The following is a 20,780-nucleotide window of genomic DNA, read 5'->3' as shown; positions in this document are numbered from 1 at the left end:
TACGCCAATGTAGCCAATGGTTGTTCGGGGTGCGGCAGGCGGGTTTTGATGGTGTTCTGGATTGTCCGCGATTCTGTAGGAGCCGGCTTGCTGGCGATGGCGATTTTGAATACGCCGATGTAGCCAATGGTTGTTCGGGGTGCGGCAGGCGGGTTTTGATGGTGTTCTGGAGATTGCCATCGCCAGCAAGCCGGCTCCTACGGGCGATGGCGGTCTTGATTACGCCGGTGCCGTGGCGACGATGTCGTCAATCGAGGCGCCCGCTTCGGCACTGCGCAGGTAGGTCTGGTACAGCGCCGCATAAGCGCCACCCTGATCGATCAATTGGCTGTGAGGGCCTTGCTCGACGAGGCGACCGTGGCGGATGACCGCAATGCGATCGGCATCGCGAATGGTTGCCAGGCGATGGGCGATGATGATGGCCGTGCGACCTTCGCAAAGCCGGCGAAACGCCCGCTGGATGCGGCGCTCGGTATGGATGTCGACGGCCGAGGTCGCCTCGTCCAGCACCAATACCGCAGGGTCCGCGAGGTAGGCGCGCACCAGGCAGACCAATTGTCGCTGGCCATGGCTCAGGTGCCCGCCCAGTGGTCCGACTTCGGTCTGGTATTGGTGCGGCAACCGCTCCAGCACTTCGTCCGCGCCCAGCTCCCTGGCGGCCGCAATCAGGCTCGCGTCGTCGGCGTGGGGAGAGGCCAGGCGCAGGTTGTCGAGAATGCTGCCGCTGAACAACACATTGTCCTGCAGGACCACGCCGACATTACGCCGCAGTTCATGCTGGGTCAGGTTGCGAACATCAATGCCGTCCAGCCTGACGGCGCCCGATTGCACCTCGTAGAAACGCGTCAGCAACTGCACCAGCGTGCTCTTGCCATGGCCCGAGGGGCCGACAATCGCCAGTACTTCACCGGCAGGAATGTGCAGGTCAAGGTCGTTGATCACCGGCGTCGAACTGTTGGCATCGTAGCTGAAGCGCGCCTGTTCAAAGCTCACTTCGCCGCGGGCCCTGCCCACGCGTTGCGGTGTGGCGCTGTCGTTGATTTGCGCGCGCGTGTCGAGCAACAGGAAGATGCGTTGCGCCGAAGCCGATCCGGTGGCGTAGCGCTCGAACAGGTCCGACAGCTCCTGCAATGGCCCGAGGAACAGGAATACATAAAACAGACTCTCGGCGATCTGGCCCACGGTCACGTCCGCCTGCGCCAGACCGTAGGCGCCCACCAGCAACAGCACGGCCATGCCGGCCGAGCTGAGCAACGCGGTAAAGGGCGCGAACCAGCCAGACCGCAGGCTGCCACGGATCAGTGCCTGATTGAAGTCATCGAGCAGGCCGCGATAGCGCTGCAGGTTCGGTGCTTGTTGCGCACACTGCTGCAACATGCGCGCGCCGCTGACGCTCTCCACCAGATGCGCGGTGAAGCGGCTGCGGTTCTCGGCGACCCTGGCCCAGTTGCGCTGGGAGATGCGTTTGAAACCCCAGGTCGCCAGCACCAGCAGCGGCACCGTCGCAGCGAGGCTGAGAAAAAATCGCGGATCGATTCGCCACAGCATCACCGAGGCCAGCCCGCAGCGCAGCAGTGCGCCCAGCAACTCCGGTGGCCCCTGGATCAACAGCGGCTCAAGGGCATCGACATCACGGTCGACTCGGGAAATGATCCGACCGGCCTTGGTCCGGTCGAAATAACTGACGCTCAAGCTCTGGACATGGGCAAACACCCGCACCCGCAGGTCATTCAACACCCGGATTGCCGCACTGCCGGCGACGAACTGCGAGACCCCGGCGAGCAGGAAACGCCCCAGCCAACTGGCCGCCAACCCCAGGCCGAGCCAGAGTACCAGGCGCTCATCGAGCAACCAGTGACCGCTCTGTTGAATCAACCCGCGGTCGAGCAGTTCACGGACGAACCAAGGGCGCAGGAACACCGTGAATACCAGCAACAGCTCAATGCCGATGACCGCGAAAATGTGCCGGCGAATCGGCTTCAGCAGCGGTAATAGCCGACTGAACATGCTGCGGTCGAGGGTCTTCTTGGCCAGCATTTCTTCAATTTCGATATCGCTCAAGGCTTTGCCGGCGATTGGATTAGCCATGGTCGATCCCTAGCAGGTCGCGATAATCAGGAGAGGTATTCAACAGTTCGGCATGGGTGCCGCTGGCAGCGATCCGGCCGTCCTGAAGCATCAGCACGCGGTCCGCCAGGAGGATGGTCGAGAGCTTGCTGGAGATCACCAGCAAGGTGGTGGCACGCCCCTGTTCACGACGCAGTTGGCGAATGTTGTTCAGCACCTGGCGTTCGCTGATCGCATCCAGCGCGCTGGTGGCATCGTCCAGGCACAGGATGTCCGGCTCGCCGAGCAACGCACGGGCCAGGCTCAGGCGCTGGCGCTGACCGCCAGAGAGCGTCACGCCACGATCACCCAGCGGCGTGGCCAATCCCTGGGGCAGGCGTTCGAGTACATCTTCCGCGGCGGCCAGGCGCAGCCCGTGAAGCAATTGTTGATCGCTGGCGTGCGGTGCCGTCAGGCGCAGGTTGGTTGCGAGGGTGTCGGAAAACAGAAAGCTTTCCTGGGGGACCACGTGAACCCGCCGCCTGAGTTCGTCCAGCTTCAACTGACGAATGTCCTGCCAGCCGGCGCTGTCCGAGCCCAACGACAGGCGCCCGGAGCTGATGTCGCTCAGGCGTGGCAGCAGGCTGGCCAACAGGCTTTTGCCGGTGCCGGTCGCGCCGACCAGCGCGACGATTTCGCCCGGCTGCAGGGTCAGCGAACAGTCCTGCAGGATATCCAGGCCGCCGCCGGGAGCGCTGACGCAGACATGCTCGAGCTTCAAGCCCAGCGGCGTGTCGGGCAGGCTGGCATTGCCGCTGCGGATGGCGGCCGGCTCGTCCAGCAGTTGCCAGATCCGCTCGGCGCTGGAGCGCGCGTCGGCGAACGTCTGCATGACGCGGCCGATGCCCTCGATGCGAAACACCAGGGTGGTGGCAATCAGCAGCGAGGTGACCAGCTCACCGATGCCCAGCCGTTCGCTTGCCACCAGGTGGGCGCCGTAAACCAGAATCCACACATGCCCCAGCGCGACGACAGCCTGGGGCAGCGGTATCCGCGAACTGGAATAGGCGAGGGCGTCGCGGGCGTGGTCGGCGAACACCGCTACTTGCGTGGCGAAACGCTGGATGCGGTGGTGTTCCAGGCCAAACGACTTGATCACCCGCACGCCGCCAATACCTTCGCTGAGGTCCTGGTTGACCCGGTCGTAGGCTTGGCCAACGGCCCGGTCGAGACTGACCAGACGTTCGGTCTGGCGCACAAAGATCCACAGGCCGAACACCGTCAGCAAGAGTGGAACCAGTCCCAGCAACGGGTTGTACCAACCCAGCAGGCCGACGGTTGCCAGTACCACCAGCGGCGTTTCCACCACCTGCCGCCAGAAGCTGATCAGGGCATCGCGAACCTTGTCGGCATCACGGGTGGTGCGGGTGATCATTTCCCCCATGCCGTGTTGCCAGTGGTAGCCCAGGTGCAGTGTCTGTACCTGTTGCAGGATACGTTCACGCAGGCGCGTCAGCAGTTCCTGGCTGAGCACCAGCGACAACACGCTCGCGGCGTACTGCAACACGCCACGGCCCAGGGCGACGGCGAGCATCAGCCACAGCCAGTACCAGCCAAGACTTGCGTCGAGGCTGCCATCGGCTTGCCGGATCACCGCGCGACCGGCGCTGACATCGTTCACCGCGTGTCCGATCAGCCATTGTTGCCAGACCAGCCCGAGGTTCGCTGCAATGAACAGCACCGCCACCAGGGCGAAGCGCCAGGGCATTTCCCGATAAATCGCCAGGCAGCGTAATAGGGGATGTTTTTCGATCATGTAATAGCTCTGCAGGAGCCGGCTTGCCGGCGATGGGGCCTTTGGATTTGTACCGGTGTTGACGACGCCATCGCTGGCAAGCCAGCTCCTACAGGTCGGTGTGACGTTCGATCTCGTAGGAGCCGGCTTGCCGGCGATGGGGGCCGTCAGATCTATGCCGGGCTGGTGGCGCCCTGTTTTTCCTTGGCATTGAGGATCGCGGTGTATTCACCCGGATCGACACCATTGAGGTAGTAGTTACCGACGTGATGCAGGCGCCAGCGGATCGGATCGTGAGTGGTGTGGACCCGGGCGTTGCGCCAGAAGCGGTCGAGGTTCCACTTGGTCAGCGATGAACTGGCACCGAGCAGGGAGAAGATGTCACTGGAGATTTTCAGCGAGGCCGCGTCGGAGTGGGCGCGGGCGGTGGCCACCGAAAGAATCAGCTCGTCCTGCAACGCTTTGTTGTCCGGGTCCAGTTCGTGCTGGTCGAACACTCGCGCTGCGTCACGCAGCAGTGATTGCGCCCCACGCAAGGCCACGGCGTATTCACCGATCTGCTTGATGATGTGCGGCTCCTGATTGGCGTGGTCGACACCGCTTTCCACCCAGGGGCGGGCGTTGTGATTGAGGTAGTCCACCGCTGCCGACAACGCGCCTTCGGCAATGCCGGTGTCGATGGCGGCATGAAGAATCTGCGGGAAGGTCAGGCCGGTGCGCTTCATCGGTCCCTTGCGCTGGGAGACGAAGCCTTCGTCGAGTTCGATGTTGTCGAAGATCACTGTGCCGCTGACCGAGTTTTTCTGGCCGAAGGCTTCCCAGTCATCCACCAGGGTCAAGCCTGACGCATTGCGATTGAGCAATACGCCGGCGCCGCCGTCATCGCTGGCGGCGGTCAGGGAAATCCACTCGGCCAGGTAGGAACCGGTGGAGTAGAACTTGCTGCCATTGAGGATCAACTTGCCGTCGGCACGCCGTTCGACCCGGGTCTTGAGCGCAAACTTGTTCTTGCCGCCCACTTCAGCCAAGGCGTTGCCGAAACGTTTGCCGGCCAGCACATCGCGGATCAACCGGTCGCGGATGTCGTCGGAGTAGCCGGTGAAAATCCCGCGCAGCATGACGTTGTGGATTTGCAGCAATTGACCGACGCCGCCGTCGGCGATTGAAATGATGCGCACGGTTTCGACGATGGTTTCCACCGAGGCACCCAGTCCGCCAAATGCCTTGGGAACGCCAATGGCGGTCAGGCCGCTTTCGGACAGCAGCTGCGCCTGCCGCCGGGGCAGTTGACCGTTCTGACTGGCATCAGCGGCGATTTCGGCGATCTCCACGGCGATCTCCTTCGCCACGGCGATGGCTTGGGCTTCGCTCTGAAGCAAGCGGATTGGAGCCTGCTCCTGGATCAGTTGCCCGGCGGGGTTGTGTTCGACCTTGCTCATTGATGTACCTCTGATAATTGATCGGCTGATGGCCACGAAAAATCACACCTGTCCCCTGTAGGAGCCGGCTTGCTGGCGATTGGCCTTCGAGCCTTGCGCTGATCCCGTCGACGCCATCGCCAGCAAGCCGGCTCCTACAGGGGGGGGAGTTTTCCGGGCGTTGTGAGGGGCTGAGCAAGTTCTGCGCCAAGGGCTTTGGAGTCTGTTGACGCAGGGTTTATCAGTCTGCGAGAGGCACGGGTGCTGCTGTAGAAGCAGCCCCCTGCTCGATCAGCAGCAGTCGCCGCGCAATGCTGCTGGCAGGCCAGCAACTGAAGGCAGTCGGGCATCAGGGAACAGGCGCAAAGCCCCATAAACCGGGGCTTTCGTTTCTTGGCACGGGCGCTGCAATAGCTCCGGCAACAGTCACTTGCCAACCCAGATGGAGCTGCCCATGACGCTTGCTGCCAAACACACCCGACCCGACACCACAGCTGAACTCGAGCAGATCTGGTTCACCCGTTGCCCCGTGCCGACGGCTTCCGGAATCGCCTACAAACTCGGCTGGCTCAGTGAAGAGTTCGCTGCCGACGGCCTGCCGGTTTCGACCTTGCAGGAGGCCCGTCAACTGGGTCATCACCACTACGATCACGAACTGCCAGGGCTGTTTCGCGAAGGCGGAAACGTCCCGGCATTGGCCGCGCGGGCGGCCGGTGCGCCGAGTCGCCTGATCGGCCTGACCTGGATCGAAGAATGGCAGACCATCCTGGTTCGCCCCGACTCCGGCATTCGTCATCCGCAAGACCTCAAGGGCAAGCGCCTGGCGCTGCCAGCCTGGGGTGAAACCCGTCCGGGGAGCATTGCCCGGGCCATGAGCCTGCACGGTTACAAAGGCGCGCTGAGCCTGGCCGGACTGGGGTTCGACGATGTCGAGCTGGTGGAAGTCGCGTTGCAGGATCAGGAAGGCGCGGCGACCCCGCAAGAGGGCTTGCAACGATTGTGGTCGGGCCTCGATTACCTGGTGCGCGGTGAGGTGGACGCGGTCTACGTCAAAGGCGCTTCCGCCGCTGATGCCGCACGGCGTCTCGGGCTGGTGGTGGGCATCGACCTGGACCTGATCGCCGAGCCCCGGTATCGCATCAACAACGGCACGCCGCGTCCGATTACCGTCCACCAGAGCCTGCTCGACAATCATTTCGACCTGGTGGTGCGTTTTCTCGCCCAAACCCTCAGCGCCGCTGATTGGGCCGCCAACAATCGGGAGGCACTGAACGCCATTCTCGAGGAAGAAACCCGCGCCGGCAGCGCCGGGGTCGCCGAGGCCTATCGCGGCGAATTCCACACCACGCTGGCGCCGGACCTGTCCTCAGAGCGACTGGAATTTCTCGATACCCAGAAAGACTTTCTCTATCTGCACGGCTTCCTGGAACGCGATTTTTCCATCGCCGACTGGGTCGATCCGCGCCCATTGCAAGCCGCCCATGAACTGTTGGCCAAGCGCCGCGCCTGAATCCGGAGATCTGCCATGACCACTCTCGTCTACGAAAAACCAATCAACGAACAACTGATCAGCGAAGAACTGAAGAACTTCATCGACAAGGTGCTGATCGAGGCTGAAGAAGCCTTCACCGTGTTCCGTGAAACCAACACCATCACGGCTAATGGCACCGTCGGTTTCATCGAACGAGTGCCGGGCCAGGAGCTGCTGGTGTCGGTCAACTATGGCGGGCCGTGGAACTACCGCAAACCACTGCAGGCCACAGTCACCGACTTTGCAGGCAAAGTGATCTACGGCAAAGGCAAGGGCGGTTTGGGTCGCTACACCAAACTGTTCCAGCAGCACGCCGACATCACCACCGTGTCCCATGTGCACTCGCCGTACCTGGGCGCCTGGGCGCAGACCCATCGCACGCTGCCGTTCCACTACGTGCCGGTACAGCGATATCAACTGGCGCGGGAACTGCCGGTGTACATCGACCGACGTCAGCCGGAAGTCGATTTCATTCTCGACAAGATTGCCGAAAGCCCCTTCAACCTGGCGATCCTGGAAGCCAATGGCGGTTCCACCGTGTGGGGCAAGCAAGGTTTGCGCGCCACTGCTGAATTCATCCTGTTGCTGGAAGAGGGCGCGCAACTGCAATTGCTCGCCGATGCCCTGGGCGGTTCCCGTCCTTACGGCCCGGGCGTTCTGACCCAGCAATGGAAAATGAGCGGCCTGTACGACAAAGCCACCGAACTGGGCCTGGTACCTGCCATCGACCGCCGCAGCTGACAGGTCAAATTGCTGGTCACCCCAAATCCTTGTAGGGGCTGGCTTGCCAGCGATGGCGGCCGTGAGGTTGGCGCAAGGCCCGAGGGCCTCATCGCCAGCAAGCCGGCTCCTACAGGGGCGTATTCGCAAGATTGAACTGTAGGCGCTGGCTTGCCAGCGATGGCGGTCGTGAGGTTGGCGCAAGCCCCGCAGGCGCCATCGCCAGCAAGCCGGCTCCTACAGGGGCGTGTTCGCAAGATTGAACTGTAGGAGCTGGCTTGCCAGCGATGGTGGTCGTGAAGTTGGCGCAAGTTTCGAGGGCCCCATCGCCAGCAAGCCGGCTCCTACAGGGGCGTATTCGCAACATTGAACTGTAGGAGCTGGCTTGCCAGCGATGGCGGTCGGAAGAGCGGTACAAGATTCGAGGGCCTCGTCGCCGGCAAGCCGTTTCCTACAGGGGGCGATGGCGGTCGCAAGGTCGATACACAACTCAAGGAATACCACCATGGCTGTAAAAATCCTCTGGTACCTCACCACCCCCGACGGACCCTATCCGTGGGAGCCCGAAGGGCGCTGGAAAACCGATTTCGAGCATTTGAAGCAACTGGCCGTGGCCAGTGATCGCCTGGGGTATTACGGTTCGTTGCTGGGTTCCAGCCCTAACGAAAGCCTGGCTGTCTCGGCCGCGTTGATCGATGCCACCCAGCGTTTGCGTTTTCTGGTGGCGCAACATCCCGGCGAATTGTCGCCGGCGGTGCTGGCCAAGTGGGCGCTGACCTTCGATCAATTCTCCAACGGGCGCCTGTTGTTCAATGTCGTCAACGGCAACGACGCCGGCCTGGCCACGCTTGGCGTGCATTACCCCCACGATGAGCGCTATGACTTCAGTCTCGAATACTGGCGCGCCTTCCAGAACTTCTATGCCGGCGACACGTCGGGGCATGACGGTCGATACGTCAAGCTCGCCCCGCGCTCACCGGCTGCTTCCAGTCATCCCCTGGGCGGCTGGCATCCGCCCAAACAGAAACCCGGCATTCCATTGTGGGGCGCCGGCACCTCGGGGCCCGGCGTTGCCCATTCGGTGCAGTTGCTCGATGTTTACCTGAGTTTCGCCAATACCCCACCGAAACTCGGCGAGAAATTCCGCAAAGTGGCGGCAGAGGCTGCGAAGATCGGCCGCGAGCTGACCTTCGGCACGCGTCTGCAAATCATCGTCCGTGAGACCGAAGAGGAAGCCTGGGCCCACGCCGAAAAACTCTTGCAGCGCACCTCGCTGCAAACCGCACGCACGGCCATCGAACGGCAACTGCCCCCCGGCGAAACCTTGGACAGCTTCCACAGCGACGACCCGCAAATCCAGCGCAACGTCGACGCCGTCCGAGCAGGTCGCCTGCCCAAGGCTCGCGACCTGGAGATCTACCCCAACGTCTGGCTCGGTCCGAGCCTGTTCGGCTTCAACATCCTCGGTCCAGCCGCTGGCACCTATCTGGTGGGCAGCGCCGAGCAGGTTGCCGAGCGGATTCGCGAGTACGAAGCACAAGGCACGTCAGCGTTCATTCTCTCGGGTTTTCCGCTGATCGATGAAGCACACCGGGTCGCGGACTTGCTGTTCCCGTTGCTCGACCTCGATCACGGTTTCGACGTGCCGCGCCTGCGCGCCGACACGCCAGCGCCGCAACGCACCAACGTGGTCGAACGGGCCTGAGGAGTCTGGCATGAGTGAAGGATTTTCCCGTCGCAGGTTTCTCGGCAACGGCCTGGCGGTCGGCGGTGGCCTGATACTGGGCAGCAGCCTGCTCACCGGCTGCGACAGTGGAGCGGCCACCGGTGGCACCGCGACGTTGTCCAGCACACCGGTCCGGGGCGGGCGCTTGCGGGTCGGCATTATCGACGGCGATCAATCGGGCAACCTCGATGCGCACAAACCGGTGGGCGGCGGGATCATTCGCGGCTGGGCGCTGTACAGCAAGTTCTGGGAATGGAACACCGACGTCAGCACGCGCCTGGCCCTGGCGGAGTTTGCCGAGCCCAATGCCGATGCCAGCGCCTGGACCATTCGCATCAAGCCGGGGCTGGAGTTTCACCACGGCAAGAGCATCGGCGCCGACGACATGCTGTTCTCGATCCTGCGCCTGACGGACCCGAAACTGGCATCGCCTTTTGCCGGCCTGGTGGGGGCGATCGACCGCAATGCCTTGCGCAAACTGGACGAACGCACCATCGAGATTCGCTTCAAGGAAGGCCAAAGCTTCTATCCCCTGGATGAAACCCTGATCAGTTTCGGCGGCATCGTGCCGACCGATTACGACCCGGTCACCAATCCGGTCGGCGCCGGGCCGTACAAACTGAAAAGTTTCATCCCCGGTCAGCGCTCGCTCTACCAGCGTTTCGAAAACTACTACAAACCCGGTCAACCCTATGCCGATGAGCTGGAAATCATCGAGTTCAAGGATCAGGTGTCCCGCGCTGCGGCCCTGCGCGCCGGGCAGATAGACGTAGCCAGCGGCGTGCAGGCCGAGCACAGCGCGCTGCTCAAGGCTGACGCACGACTGAAGTTGTACGCATCGCCGAGCACTTCGTTTACCGGATTCAACCTGAACCTGGCCAAGGCACCGTTCCAGGATCAGCGAGTGCGCCAGGCATTTCGTCTGCTGGCCGATCGTCAAGAGCTGGTCGAGCGTGGGCTCAATGGTTTCGGGCGGATCGCCAATGACCTGTATTCGCCCCATGACCCGACGTACAACCGCAGCATTGCCCAGCGTCCGTACGACCTGGAGCAGGCGCGGTCGCTGTTGCGCCAGGCCGGGCAGAACGATTTGCGGGTGGAGCTGACCACCACACCGGGACCTGGCGTCAATGCGGCGCTGGTGTTCGCCCAACAGGCGAAGAAGGCCGGGGTCGAGATCAAGGTCACCCAGGTCGATGGCTCGGTGTTCAACGGTCCGCAACGGGAAAACTGGCTGTTATCGCCAGGCTCCACGCCGGCTCGGGGGTTCCTGGCTTCGGCGCTGCACAACGACGCACCCCAGGCCATCTACAACCGCAGTAACTTCCACGATGAGCGTTTCACTTCGTTGTACCAACAGGCGTTGGCGCAGCCTGATCTGGAACGGCGCAAAGTGCTGGTGCATGAAGCGCAAAGCATTCAACACGAGCGTGGCGGTCTGTTGATCTGGGGCTTCAATGATGTGCTGGACGCTGCTTCCGTGCGGGTCGGTGGACTGGCACCCGAACAGACGACGTTCGCCTCCTGGCGTTTCGATGAAATGTGGGTGAACCATGTCTGATCCGTCCTGCAAACCCCCACGCACACCGGCCTGGCTGTCGTGGTTCATCGGGCGGTTGGGCTATGGCCTGCTGACGGCGTGGGTCATCAGCCTGGTGGTGTTCATTGCCACCCAGGCGCTGCCCTCGGACCCGGCGAGGGTGATCCTGGGGCCCGATGCACCGCTGGAAAGCATCCTCACCCTGCAACGCCAGTTGGGCCTGGACCGGCCGATCATCGAGCAGTACCTGCGTTGGCTGGGACATGCCCTGAGTGGCGAACTGGGAGTGTCGCTGGACTCCAATGTGCCGGTGGGCAACATCCTGTTCGGGCGCTTTGGCTACACGTTGGCGCTGCTCGCCGGAGTGATTGCGCTGGTGGTGCCCGTGGCGTTGCTGCTCGGCGTGTCACTGGCCTTGCGGCGTGACAGTCGCCTGGATCGCTGGAGCCTGTCGTTGTTGATTTTTCTCAAGGCCACCCCGGGGTTTCTGTTGGCCATTGGCCTGGTCTTGCTGTTTTCCATGCCCCACATGGACGTGCTGCCAGCGGTGTCGATCCTTGATCCGGACAAGTCCCTGCTGCGCCAGTTGCAGTTTCTGGTGTTGCCGGTGCTGGCCCTGAGTCTGTCGGCGCTGCCGTACCTGACCCGCATGGTGCGGGCGTCGATGATCGAAGCGCTGGAGTCCGATTACGTCATCGCCGCCAGGTTGCGGGGCATTCCCGAATGGCGAATCGTCTGGCGCCACACGTTGCCCAATGCGCTCATTCCGGCCATCCAGGGCGTGGCCCTGACCCTGCGCACCCTGATCGGCGGGGCGCTGCTCGCGGAGGTGATCTTCAGTTACCCGGGCATCGGCACCTCGCTGAACTCGGCGATCCAGATGCGTGATTTGCCGATGGTCCAGGCCATCGTGCTGTTGATCACGCTGGGCGTGGTGCTGATCAACCTGTTCGCCGATCTGCTGACCGTGATGCTGACACCGAAACTGCGTACCGCCCGCCGGGTCACCATGATTCGACGCAACCGCCGGGGCATCCAGCCCTGGTGGCGACGCTCCCCATCCAAGGCTCCTTGAGAGGTTATGCATGACTGATTCGCGAGGCCTTCGTTGGCACAGGTGGCTGGATGAACCGCAAACCCGCAAGGGCGCGCTGATCACTTCGCTGGTGGTCCTGCTTGCGTTACTGGGCCCATGGCTGGCGCCCCACAGCCCGACGGAGATGGTCGGCCCGGTGTATGGCGCCCCCGTGGCGGCGGCGTTGCTGGGTTATGACTTTCTCGGACACGACGTGTTGTCGCGCTTGCTCAGCGGCGGCGTGTCGGTGCTGTGGATGTCATTGGCGGCCGCCTCGATTGCGCTGTTGGCGGGTAGCACCCTGGGCCTGTTGGCGGGGTTCTCCCGGCGTCGGCTGGATCAACTGATTACCTGGCTGGCAGATGTGTCACTGGCGTTTCCCGACCTGATCCTGGTGTTGTTGATCGTCTCCATGCTGGGTCGCGCGCCCTGGCTGATCGTGCTGACCGTGGCCATTGCATTCACCCCCGGCGTCATTCGCCTGGCCCGTGGCAGCGCGGTGGCGGTGGCGGGGCAGGAGTTCGTCGAGGCCGCGCAGATGATGGGGTATTCCAGGCGGCGGATTCTGTTCAAGGAGATCCTGCCCAATATCCTCACGCCGCTGCTGGTGCACTTCGGCAACATGCTGACCTGGGGCGTGGGCATGCTCTCGGGGCTGAGTTTTCTCGGTTACGGCGTGGCGCCGCCGACTGCTGATTGGGGGCTGATGATCAACGAGAATCAAGCGGGGTTGCTGGTTCAGCCCTGGGCGGTGTTGGCGCCGGCCATCCTGATTGGCATCTTCGCCTATGGCACCAACATTCTGGCCGAAGGCATTGGCCGCAGCAGCTCACGGATCGGAGAAAAACAGCCATGAACGCCATTGCCGGAATCGAGTCACGCTCCCCTGTGGTGAAGACGCACGTGTTGCAGGTTCGGGACTTGCGGGTCGAATTGTCGGAACAGATCGATGTGCTGTCCGGCGTGACCTTCAGCCTTGAGGCCGGAGAAATTCTCGGGCTGGTCGGGGAGTCCGGGTCGGGCAAGACCACCCTGGCCACTGCCTTGCTGGCCCATGCCCGAAGGGGCGCGCGGATCGTCGGCGGGGAAGTCGAAGTGTCCGGTCAATCGCTGCTGACGCTGCAGGGCGAAGACCTGCGCCGGGCCCGGGGCAGCCTGATCGGTTACGTCGCCCAGGACCCGGCGACCGCCCTGAATCCGGCACTGCGAATCGGCAGTTTGCTGCGCGAAACCCTGGGTGCCCATCAGATTGAACTGGACCGTGCCGCTCAACAGCAGCGCATCCTCGAGACCTTGCGTGATGTCGGTCTGCCCGACGATGCGCAGTTCCTGCGACGCTTTCCCCATCAACTGTCCGGCGGACAGCAGCAACGGGTGATGTTGGCACTGGCCTTTGTCTTGCGTCCGGCATTGATCGTCCTCGATGAGCCGACCACAGCACTGGACGTCACCACCCAGGCCCACATCCTCGCCACCCTGCGCCGGTTGTGCAAAAGCCTGGGTATCGCTGCGGTGTATGTGTCCCATGACCTGGCGGTGATCAAGGACCTGGTGGACCGGGTGATGGTGATGTATGCCGGGCGTATCGTCGAGGTTGCACAGCGCGAAATGCTGTTCCATCAGCCGGCTCATCCCTATACCCGAGGGTTGCTGGCGGCGATTCCCGATGTGGCGCAACGCCGGGATTTGCCGGCGATTGCGGGGCATGCGCCGGCACCGGGGCAGCGACCACAAGGGTGTGCCTTCGCGCCTCGGTGCCCCCGTCGCGTCGCGGCGTGCTCGGTGCTCGAGCCGCAATTGCAGGCCCTGTCATCACAGCAGCGGGTGGCCTGCCTGGCCCCGCATCTGCAACCCTTGCAACGGGTTGCCCAAGCGTCCGTTGCACCAGTCACCGACTCGGTGGAGCGCACGCCACTGTTGCAGATCAAGGACCTGAACGTGGCCTACGACCGCCAGGTACTGTTCGATGTTTCCCTGCACGTGGCTGCCGGGGAGTGCCTCGCGCTGGTGGGCGAGTCGGGTTCGGGCAAGACCAGCCTGGCGCGCGCCGTTGCCGGGCTGGGGGAAAACGCCGAGGGCGAACTGCTTTACGCGGGCGGTTTGTTGAGCCTGTCGGCGCGCCAGCGTGACGGGGCGCAACGGCATCAGATCCAGTACATCTTCCAGAATCCATACCGGGCGTTGAACCCCCGACAAAGTGTTTTGCAGACACTGAGTGCGCCTCTGGAGCATTTCTTCGGGATCAAGGGCGCTGCTGCACGGGAGCGAGTGGAGGCGGTGCTCAAGCGGGTTTCGCTGCCGGCCTCGGTGGCGGATCTGTATCCCCACAGCTTGTCTGGTGGTGAGCGCCAGCGCGTAGCGATTGCCCGGGCGTTGGTCTGCGAGCCACGGCTGTTGATCTGCGACGAAATCACCTCGGCCCTGGATGTATCGGTACAGGCGTCGATCCTGGCGCTGTTGCGGCAATTGCAAGGGGAAGGACTGACGCTGCTGTTCGTCACCCATGACCTGGGCGTGGTCCGCGCCATCGCCGACCGGGTGTTGGTATTGAAGTCCGGTCGTGTGGTGGAACAGGGGCGGGTGGATCAGGTGCTGGATCAACCGCAGGCGGCGTATACACGCACATTGCTGGAGAACTCGCCGACGTTGGCGGGCGGCGTTTTGTAGGTGCTGGTTTGTCAGCGATTCGGCGGTGAACGTCATGCCGCCATCGCCAGCAAGCCGGCTCCTACAGATCGTGGGTGTGCCGATATTATGTTGGCACACCCGAACCCGTAGGAGCCGGCTTGCTGGCGATGGCGGTCGTACTGTCACATCCAGAACCAGACTTTGACGACGTTCCTGATTCTGGCGCACTAGCCTTGTGTTTTTGTCTCGAACACAGGAGGGCAATGGATTGCCTGATCTTCCTCACGCCAATCGGCTTCGCACCGGACGTTATTCCCAATCCGGGCAAATCTATTTGCTCACTGCCGTCACTCATCACCGTGATCCGCTATTTGCCGATTGGCGCGTGGGGCGCCTGGTGGTGGATCAATTTCGCCAGGCCCAGACAGAAGAATGGGCCGACTCACTCGCTTGGGTGGTAATGCCCGACCATTTCCATTGGCTGGTCGAACTGAAGAACAGCACGTTACCGGCGCTGATGCTCGCCACCAAATCCCGCAGCGCCCAGGTGACAAATGCGTCTTTGAACCGTAGGGGACCGGTATGGCAGAGAGGTTTTCACGACCGTGCAATTCGACGGGAAGAGGATTTACAGGCTGTGGCCCGATACATCGTTGCCAATCCGTTACGTGCGGGCTTGGTGAGGCGCGTGCACGATTATTCTTTGTGGGATGCCAAATGGCTGTAGGTGGTGGCCGTTGTGACGCCATCGCCAGCAAGCCGGCTCCTACAGATCGTGGGTGAGCCGATATTATGTTGGCACACCCGAACCCGTAGGAGCCGGCTTGCTGGCGATGGCGTTGGTCAATATTGCATCGTACTTATGCCACACGCGCCTTTCGACGGCGTGCCTCTTCGCGCACCGCCGGGATGATCCAGCGCCCGTAATCAACCGTGTCGTACAGCGGATCGTAGCCACGGTTGAGAAATGTGGTCACTCCCAGGTCGACGTAGTCGAGCAAGGCCTGAGCCACGGTTTCCGGGGTGCCGACCAGGGCGGTGGTGTCGCCGTAGGCACCGACGGCGGTGGCGGTGGGCATCCATAGCGCACGGTCATGACGATCACCCGCCGCGGCGGCGGCAAGCAAGCGTTCGGAGCCGGTGCCCTTGATGCGTTTTTGCCAGGGGCTGCCGGCGGCAAACTGTGGGTTGGCCTTGATCTGATCGAGGATCTGTTGCGCCCGTTGCCACGCCAGTTCCTCGGTCGCGCCCAGGATCAAGCGCACGGACAGGCTGACCCTCGGCGCCTCCACGCCCGCCGCGCTGGCGGCTGCGCGCAGTTTGCCGATCTGCTCGGCGACACCGCTCAAAGGCTCACCCCACAAGGCATACAGGTCCGCGTGCTTGACCGCGATCTGATAGGCGATATCCGAAGACCCGCCGAAGGAGATCGGAATGTGCGGCTGCTGCAACGGCTTGACCGGCGAGAAGGCACCCTTGATGTTGAAGTACTGCCCTTCGAAGTCGAATGGTTCTTCCGCGGTCCAGGTGCGCCGGACGATTTCCAGGTACTCATCGGTACGTTTGTAGCGCTCTGTCTTGTCCAGCAGGAAGTCGCCTTCCTGGGGTTCGGCGGTGATGCCGGTAATGGCATGCAGGCGAATCCGTCCGCCGCCCGTGGTGTGATCCAGTGTCGCAAAGGCCCTGGCGGCGACGGTCGGGGAGGTGAGGGCCGGGCGGTGGGCGATCATGAACCCCAGGCGTTCGGTGTGCGCGGCGGCGTAGGCGGCGATCTGCAAACTATCCGCGCTGCCCGGGCCGCTGGCGATCAGCACCCGGTCGAAGCCGGCGTGCTCGTGGGCCCGGGCGTGATGGCGGATAAACTCCAGATCGAAATCCGGGCTGCGAACACCTCGGGTCTCGGACCACTGGCGGGGGAAGATCATGCCGACGAATTCAATGGACATGGGAACACTCCTGATTGCGGTAAGCGGGCAGGCCGCTGGCTTAGAACTGGTAATCGACCTGGGTCAGCAACGTGCGGCCGGGCATGGGTTGCAGGAAGGTGTTGGTGGAGCCGGCCAGGCCACTGACGAAATTCAGTTCGTTGGTCAGGTTGAGCACGCGCAAGGTGGTGCTCCACTGCGGCTGGCGGTAGTAAACCGCGAGGTCGAGGTTGTACTCGTCCGGGACCTTCACGGTCTTGCTCAGGTTCAGGTACCAGCTACTGGTCCACCACCCGGACAGCTCGGCACCAAAGCCTGAATCGAAGCGATAGTCGACGTAGCCGCTGGCGGTGTATTCGGGAATCTGCACCGCATCAAAACGCCCCGAAGGCCGCTGGTTGAGGCTGTTGTTGTCCCCAAACACCGTGCCGTTGTCGGGGATGAAGCCGGCCGAGGCAAAACCGGCCTGGGAGGCGAACTCGTTGTAGGCGGTGAGTTTCGTAAGGTTCAACGCCGTGCGCAGGTGATCGTCAGGCTGGTAGCGAATGGTCGACTCCACGCCCTTGATCACCAGTCGCGCGATGTTGTTGTTGCTGTCGGGTGATTGATCCCGCTCCTGCTTGAACGCTGCCAGGCTCATGAACAACTCGTTGGGCACGGCTTCGACTTTCAACCCGACTTCGTGCAAGACACTCAGGCTTTCGAACGCCAACGGATTGAGCAAATTCGCGCCCGCGCCGCTGCCCCAGCCAAGGCCATTGGAGAAGAACCCGGTGTTGACGGCCAGGGAGCGATCGAAGGTGTAGTACAGCGTGCTGTTTTCGGTCGGCTTGATGTAGGGGCTGACCTGAAAGGCAAACAGTCGGTAGTTGTCACTGTCCTTGCGCGGATTGCCACCGGCGAGCACGAACGGGTTATCGATTTCGGCATCGATCCAGCTGCGGCTCGCGCCGATGTTCAGGCCGACACGCTCACCCCATCGCAGGTTGTGCTGGGTGAACAATGTCTGGGTGGTCCAGGTACTTTCAGCGGTGTAGGGCGCGACGGACTCTGCGTACAAGCCATGGCCGGCCGGGTACATCGGCGGCAGGTTCAGCCAGCCGTAGAGGTTGGAAAACTGTGGTACGCCAGCCTGGCCGATCCAGGCACCGTTGCCGCCGGCCGGGTTGGAGCCGGTCAGCCCCAGAAGGCTCCCCGGGTTCTTGCCCGAAGGGTCCTGGGTCAGGTCATAGGCATTGATGGTTGAGCCGAAACTGTTATTGGCGGCGATCGACTGGTTGAGCTCGCGGCGGTAGATCAGCCCTGTGTTGCTGTCATCACGCAGGGTCAGGCCGCCCAGCTGCGTTTCGTTGCGCGAGCGAAACTCGAAGCGGTTATCGAAAATATTGTCCTTGGACTGCACCTGGAAAGACCCAACGGCGTCGGTCATGTCCCGCGAGCGCTGGTAAAACGTGTTGTTGGCCAGGGTGATGGTCGGCGTCAGATCAGCCTCCACTCGCAGTTGCGTGGTGAAGCGTCGCGAAGTGTTTTCATCCTCATCGCGCTGGCCGGTTTGTGACGACAGGGAGGTCAGGCCGTTGCCGGCGAGCGACGGGTCGTAGACCCAGCCACGCAGGCTGCCAGGGTTGCTGCGGGTGTTGGGGGAGGTGGTCTGGAAACTGCCGTCGACCACGCTGTATTTCCCTTGGGCATTACGTTGGCGTTTGACCCAGCCCAGGGTCGGCGCATCGGCCGCGCCGGAGGCCAGCACCGGCGACCACAGCGTGTTGCCGTTCTGGATGATCGGCGTGGCCCGTCCGGCGTAATACTTGCCGCTGTCCACCAGTTCCTGGTTGGCGCGGTTCCAGCCGTGGGTGATGTTGTAGTCGTAGTAGTCGTCGTAACTGGCATTCCAGTCGACGCGCACGCTGTCATTGCGCCAGGCCAAGGCGCCGTAGAACGCGTCGAAGTTGTTGTCGACGTTGTCGTAGAAGTCTTCCTGACGTTGTTTGGTGATGCTGATCCGGTAAGCCAGGTTGTCACTCAGTGGCCCGGTGTTGTCGACGCTGAATTTTGTCGCGTCGCGGGATTCACCGTCAGGCACCCAACTGCCCACCTCGCCGCTGAGCCTGGTCTTGAATTCATTGAAGTTCGGCTTTTTGCTCAGGTAATTGACGTAACCGCCACTGCCCGACACCGAGCCGTAGGTCACCGAGGACGGACCGGCGACAATGTCGGCGCCTTCATAGGCGTTGAAGTTGGCCGGGTGCCGCACACCATAAGCCCGCTGACCGTCCTGGAATACTTCAGAGCCCTGGGCGCGAAATTGCGGCGCGATCGCGGCGTTCTGGCCGCCACCGCGAGTGATACCGGGTGCGTATTTGACCAGATCGTCGGCACTGCGGATCGGGTCGTCGGCCAGCTGTTCGGCATTGATCTGAGAGATCGAGCGCGGGGTGTCGAGCACCTTGGTTTCGATGCCTCCGTAGATCGAAGACTCCGGCCGGGTGGGCAGGGCGTCATCGTCGGAATCACTGGCGCTGGCCTGAACCGTGACGGTTTGCAGTTGAGTGTCGGCGGCAAATGTTGCTGTCGACAGGGTAGAAACGAAGACCAATGCCAGAGCGTGGCCAGAAGCAGGACGAACGAAGCCGATAGAGGGCATGAAAATGTGCCTCGAAAGATAAATTCATTGAATTGCGTAAACACGCAGCACCTTGTAGGAGCCGGCTTGCCGGCGATGGCGTCGTAACGGCCACCATTGCCATCGCCGGCAAGCCGGCTCCTACAGGTCAGTGGTGTCTGGTTATGCCGTGTCTCTCAACCAGAGCTTTTCAAAGCGCCAGGTGCTGAACAGCGACTCTTCGGCCGCCGCGCCACCGACGCGGTTGGCCACGCTGTCGAGCAGATCGGCGTAACCCCAGATCAACATGCCGCCGCGTTCGTACTGGATCTGCTGGACCTGGTGGACCAGGGCCTTGCGCTTTTCCAGGTCGGGCTGGGCCATGGCCGCCAGGAACAATTCGCTGAACTGCGGATCGTTGAAATGGGTCTTGTTCGATACGGCAAACGGCGCGTCGGTGTGAATCGCACTGGCCAGGAATGGCGCGCCGATGCTGCCGCCGGTGCTCAGCGTCCAGTCGTTGCGTTGCGGCCCCTGGAATGTAGCCAGATCAACCTGCTTGACCTTGAGGGTCACGCCAATGCGCTTGGCCTGTTCGGCCAGCACCAGCGCCGAAGTCAGCCCCGGCCCCGGGGTCGTCACCAGTTCCAGTTCGAGGTTTTCATGCCCGGCTTCCTTGAGCAGTTGCGCCGCACGTTGCGGGTCGTGAGGGCGCGGCCCCAGGGTGTGGTTGAAGGTGGGGTCGCTGGGTGCGTACAGGTCATTGGCCACACGGCCCTGACCGTTGAGCGCCCGGCGCACCAGCTCCTCCCGGTCGGCCAACAGGCGGAATGCCTCGCGTACCCGTGGGTCGTTGAATGGCGGTTTGTCGAGGTTCATGTCGAACGACAGCCAGTTGCCGGTCACCGATTTGACTACTTTGAGTCGTGGATCGCGCTGCAGTACCTCCAGCTGTTCGGTGGGCATCACGTTGGCCATGTCGATCTGTCCGGAACGCAGGGCCGCCAGGCGCGAAACCTGATCCTTGAAGTCGATGATTTCCAGCTCATCGGCGTAGGGCTTGCCGTCCTTGTAGTAGTTCTCGAACCGCGTGAACAGCGAACGCTGGCCGGGAGTGAAGCTTTTCAGTTTGTAGGGGCCGGCGCCCACCGGGTTGGACACCGGGTGATAGTCCACCGGTACGATCCCGCCAAAGTTGACCCAGGTCTCCGCCAGCGGCATGTAGCTGCGGCCTTCACGAAAGTTCAGGCGCACGGTGCGTGAATCGAGCTTGACCAGGTTGTCGCGGTCTACCCAGTGCAACAGCGCGGCATAGGGCGAGGCCAGCTGCGGGTCGGTGAGGCGGCGGATGGAGAAAATCAGGTCATCGGCATCGATGGTCTTGCCATGGTGGAACTCCAGGTCCGGGCGCAGGCGCAGGGTCCAACTGCTGGCATCGGCGTTGGGTTCGGCGAACTCGGCCAGGGCCAGGCGCGGCTGCATCTGTTCGTCCCACTCCCACAGCTTGCTGTACAGCGCAAAGCCGCGAACGATGCCGCTGCCGATGGGCTTGTGCGCGTCGAGGTTACCGCTCTGGTTACCGTCGAGAATGCCCAGGCGCAGACGTCCGCCGTAACGCGGCTTGTCGTCGGTGGCGACGGCCACGGCCGGTTTGTCGTCGCTCGGACCGCAGCCGGTGAGCAGTCCGCCACCGAGCAGCAACCCACCGCCCAGCAGCGCGCTGTGGCCGAGAAAATCCCGGCGGCTGAATAATGAGTGATCGTCGCTCATGGCA

General features: G+C 62.7%; 14 protein-coding genes. 8 read left to right on the top strand and 6 right to left on the bottom strand.

Going from position 1 to position 20,780, the window contains the following annotated elements:
- Positions 1–219: 219 nt before the first annotated feature.
- The 3 genes from QMK54_RS19150 to QMK54_RS19140 form a co-directional block, all read right to left on the bottom strand.
- Positions 220–2,088: an ABC transporter ATP-binding protein gene (locus QMK54_RS19150; protein ID WP_320401138.1), complete on the bottom strand. Its 1,869-nt coding sequence runs from the start codon at positions 2,086–2,088 to the stop codon at positions 220–222.
- On the bottom strand, positions 2,081–3,862 hold the full coding sequence (locus tag QMK54_RS19145; RefSeq protein ID WP_320401137.1) for an ABC transporter ATP-binding protein: 1,782 nt from the start codon (positions 3,860–3,862) through the stop codon (positions 2,081–2,083). The genes QMK54_RS19150 and QMK54_RS19145 overlap by 8 nt, the downstream gene beginning before the upstream one ends.
- Positions 3,863–4,014: 152 nt before the next feature.
- Positions 4,015–5,280 (bottom strand): acyl-CoA dehydrogenase family protein, encoded by a 1,266-nt coding sequence (locus tag QMK54_RS19140; RefSeq protein WP_320401136.1) that lies wholly within the window; start codon positions 5,278–5,280, stop codon positions 4,015–4,017.
- Between the two features lie 433 nt (positions 5,281–5,713).
- On the opposite strand from QMK54_RS19140, the gene QMK54_RS19135 reads away from it, so the two are divergent.
- From QMK54_RS19135 to QMK54_RS19100, 8 genes are all read left to right on the top strand, one after another.
- The gene (locus QMK54_RS19135; RefSeq protein WP_320401135.1) at positions 5,714–6,769 is read left to right on the top strand and encodes an ABC transporter substrate-binding protein; all 1,056 of its coding nucleotides are present in this window, start codon (positions 5,714–5,716) and stop codon (positions 6,767–6,769) included.
- Positions 6,770–6,784: 15 nt separating this feature from the next.
- Positions 6,785–7,531 (top strand): class II aldolase/adducin family protein, encoded by a 747-nt coding sequence (locus QMK54_RS19130; protein WP_110662565.1) that lies wholly within the window; start codon positions 6,785–6,787, stop codon positions 7,529–7,531.
- A gap of 484 nt (positions 7,532–8,015) precedes the next feature.
- Positions 8,016–9,215 carry an LLM class flavin-dependent oxidoreductase gene (locus QMK54_RS19125; RefSeq protein WP_223594284.1) on the top strand — a complete coding sequence of 400 codons (1,200 nt, stop codon included), beginning with the start codon at positions 8,016–8,018 and terminating at the stop codon, positions 9,213–9,215.
- Positions 9,216–9,225: 10 nt separating this feature from the next.
- Positions 9,226–10,797 (top strand): ABC transporter substrate-binding protein, encoded by a 1,572-nt coding sequence (locus tag QMK54_RS19120; protein ID WP_320401134.1) that lies wholly within the window; start codon positions 9,226–9,228, stop codon positions 10,795–10,797.
- Complete coding sequence (locus QMK54_RS19115; protein ID WP_223594272.1) at positions 10,790–11,851, top strand: ABC transporter permease; 1,062 nt, start codon at positions 10,790–10,792, stop codon at positions 11,849–11,851. The genes QMK54_RS19120 and QMK54_RS19115 overlap by 8 nt, the downstream gene beginning before the upstream one ends.
- Positions 11,852–11,861: 10 nt before the next feature.
- On the top strand, positions 11,862–12,707 hold the full coding sequence (locus tag QMK54_RS19110; RefSeq protein WP_110660388.1) for an ABC transporter permease: 846 nt from the start codon (positions 11,862–11,864) through the stop codon (positions 12,705–12,707).
- On the top strand, positions 12,704–14,518 hold the full coding sequence (locus QMK54_RS19105; protein WP_320401133.1) for an ABC transporter ATP-binding protein: 1,815 nt from the start codon (positions 12,704–12,706) through the stop codon (positions 14,516–14,518). Before QMK54_RS19110 ends, QMK54_RS19105 begins: the two co-directional genes overlap by 4 nt.
- A 229-nt stretch (positions 14,519–14,747) precedes the next feature.
- Positions 14,748–15,206, top strand: coding sequence for an REP-associated tyrosine transposase (locus QMK54_RS19100; protein WP_320401132.1), 459 nt, complete (start codon positions 14,748–14,750; stop codon positions 15,204–15,206).
- A 133-nt stretch (positions 15,207–15,339) separates the two neighbouring features.
- Here the strand turns inward: QMK54_RS19100 and QMK54_RS19095 are convergent, their stop codons facing one another.
- The 3 genes from QMK54_RS19095 to QMK54_RS19085 all read right to left on the bottom strand — a co-directional run bounded on the left by QMK54_RS19095 (position 15,340) and on the right by QMK54_RS19085 (position 20,776).
- A complete protein-coding gene (locus QMK54_RS19095; protein ID WP_320401131.1) occupies positions 15,340–16,425 on the bottom strand; it encodes an LLM class flavin-dependent oxidoreductase in 1,086 nt (361 codons plus the stop codon).
- A 40-nt stretch (positions 16,426–16,465) separates the two neighbouring features.
- Positions 16,466–19,048, bottom strand: a complete 2,583-nt coding sequence (locus tag QMK54_RS19090) for a TonB-dependent receptor plug domain-containing protein (protein ID WP_320401130.1) — start codon at positions 19,046–19,048, stop codon at positions 16,466–16,468.
- 141 nt (positions 19,049–19,189) lie between these two features.
- Positions 19,190–20,776, bottom strand: coding sequence for an ABC transporter substrate-binding protein (locus QMK54_RS19085; RefSeq protein WP_223594262.1), 1,587 nt, complete (start codon positions 20,774–20,776; stop codon positions 19,190–19,192).
- Positions 20,777–20,780 lie beyond the last annotated feature (4 nt).

This window comes from Pseudomonas sp. P5_109 (assembly GCF_034009455.1).
Lineage (GTDB): Bacteria > Pseudomonadota > Gammaproteobacteria > Pseudomonadales > Pseudomonadaceae > Aquipseudomonas.
This window is presented reverse-complemented; position numbering and strand designations above follow the sequence as displayed.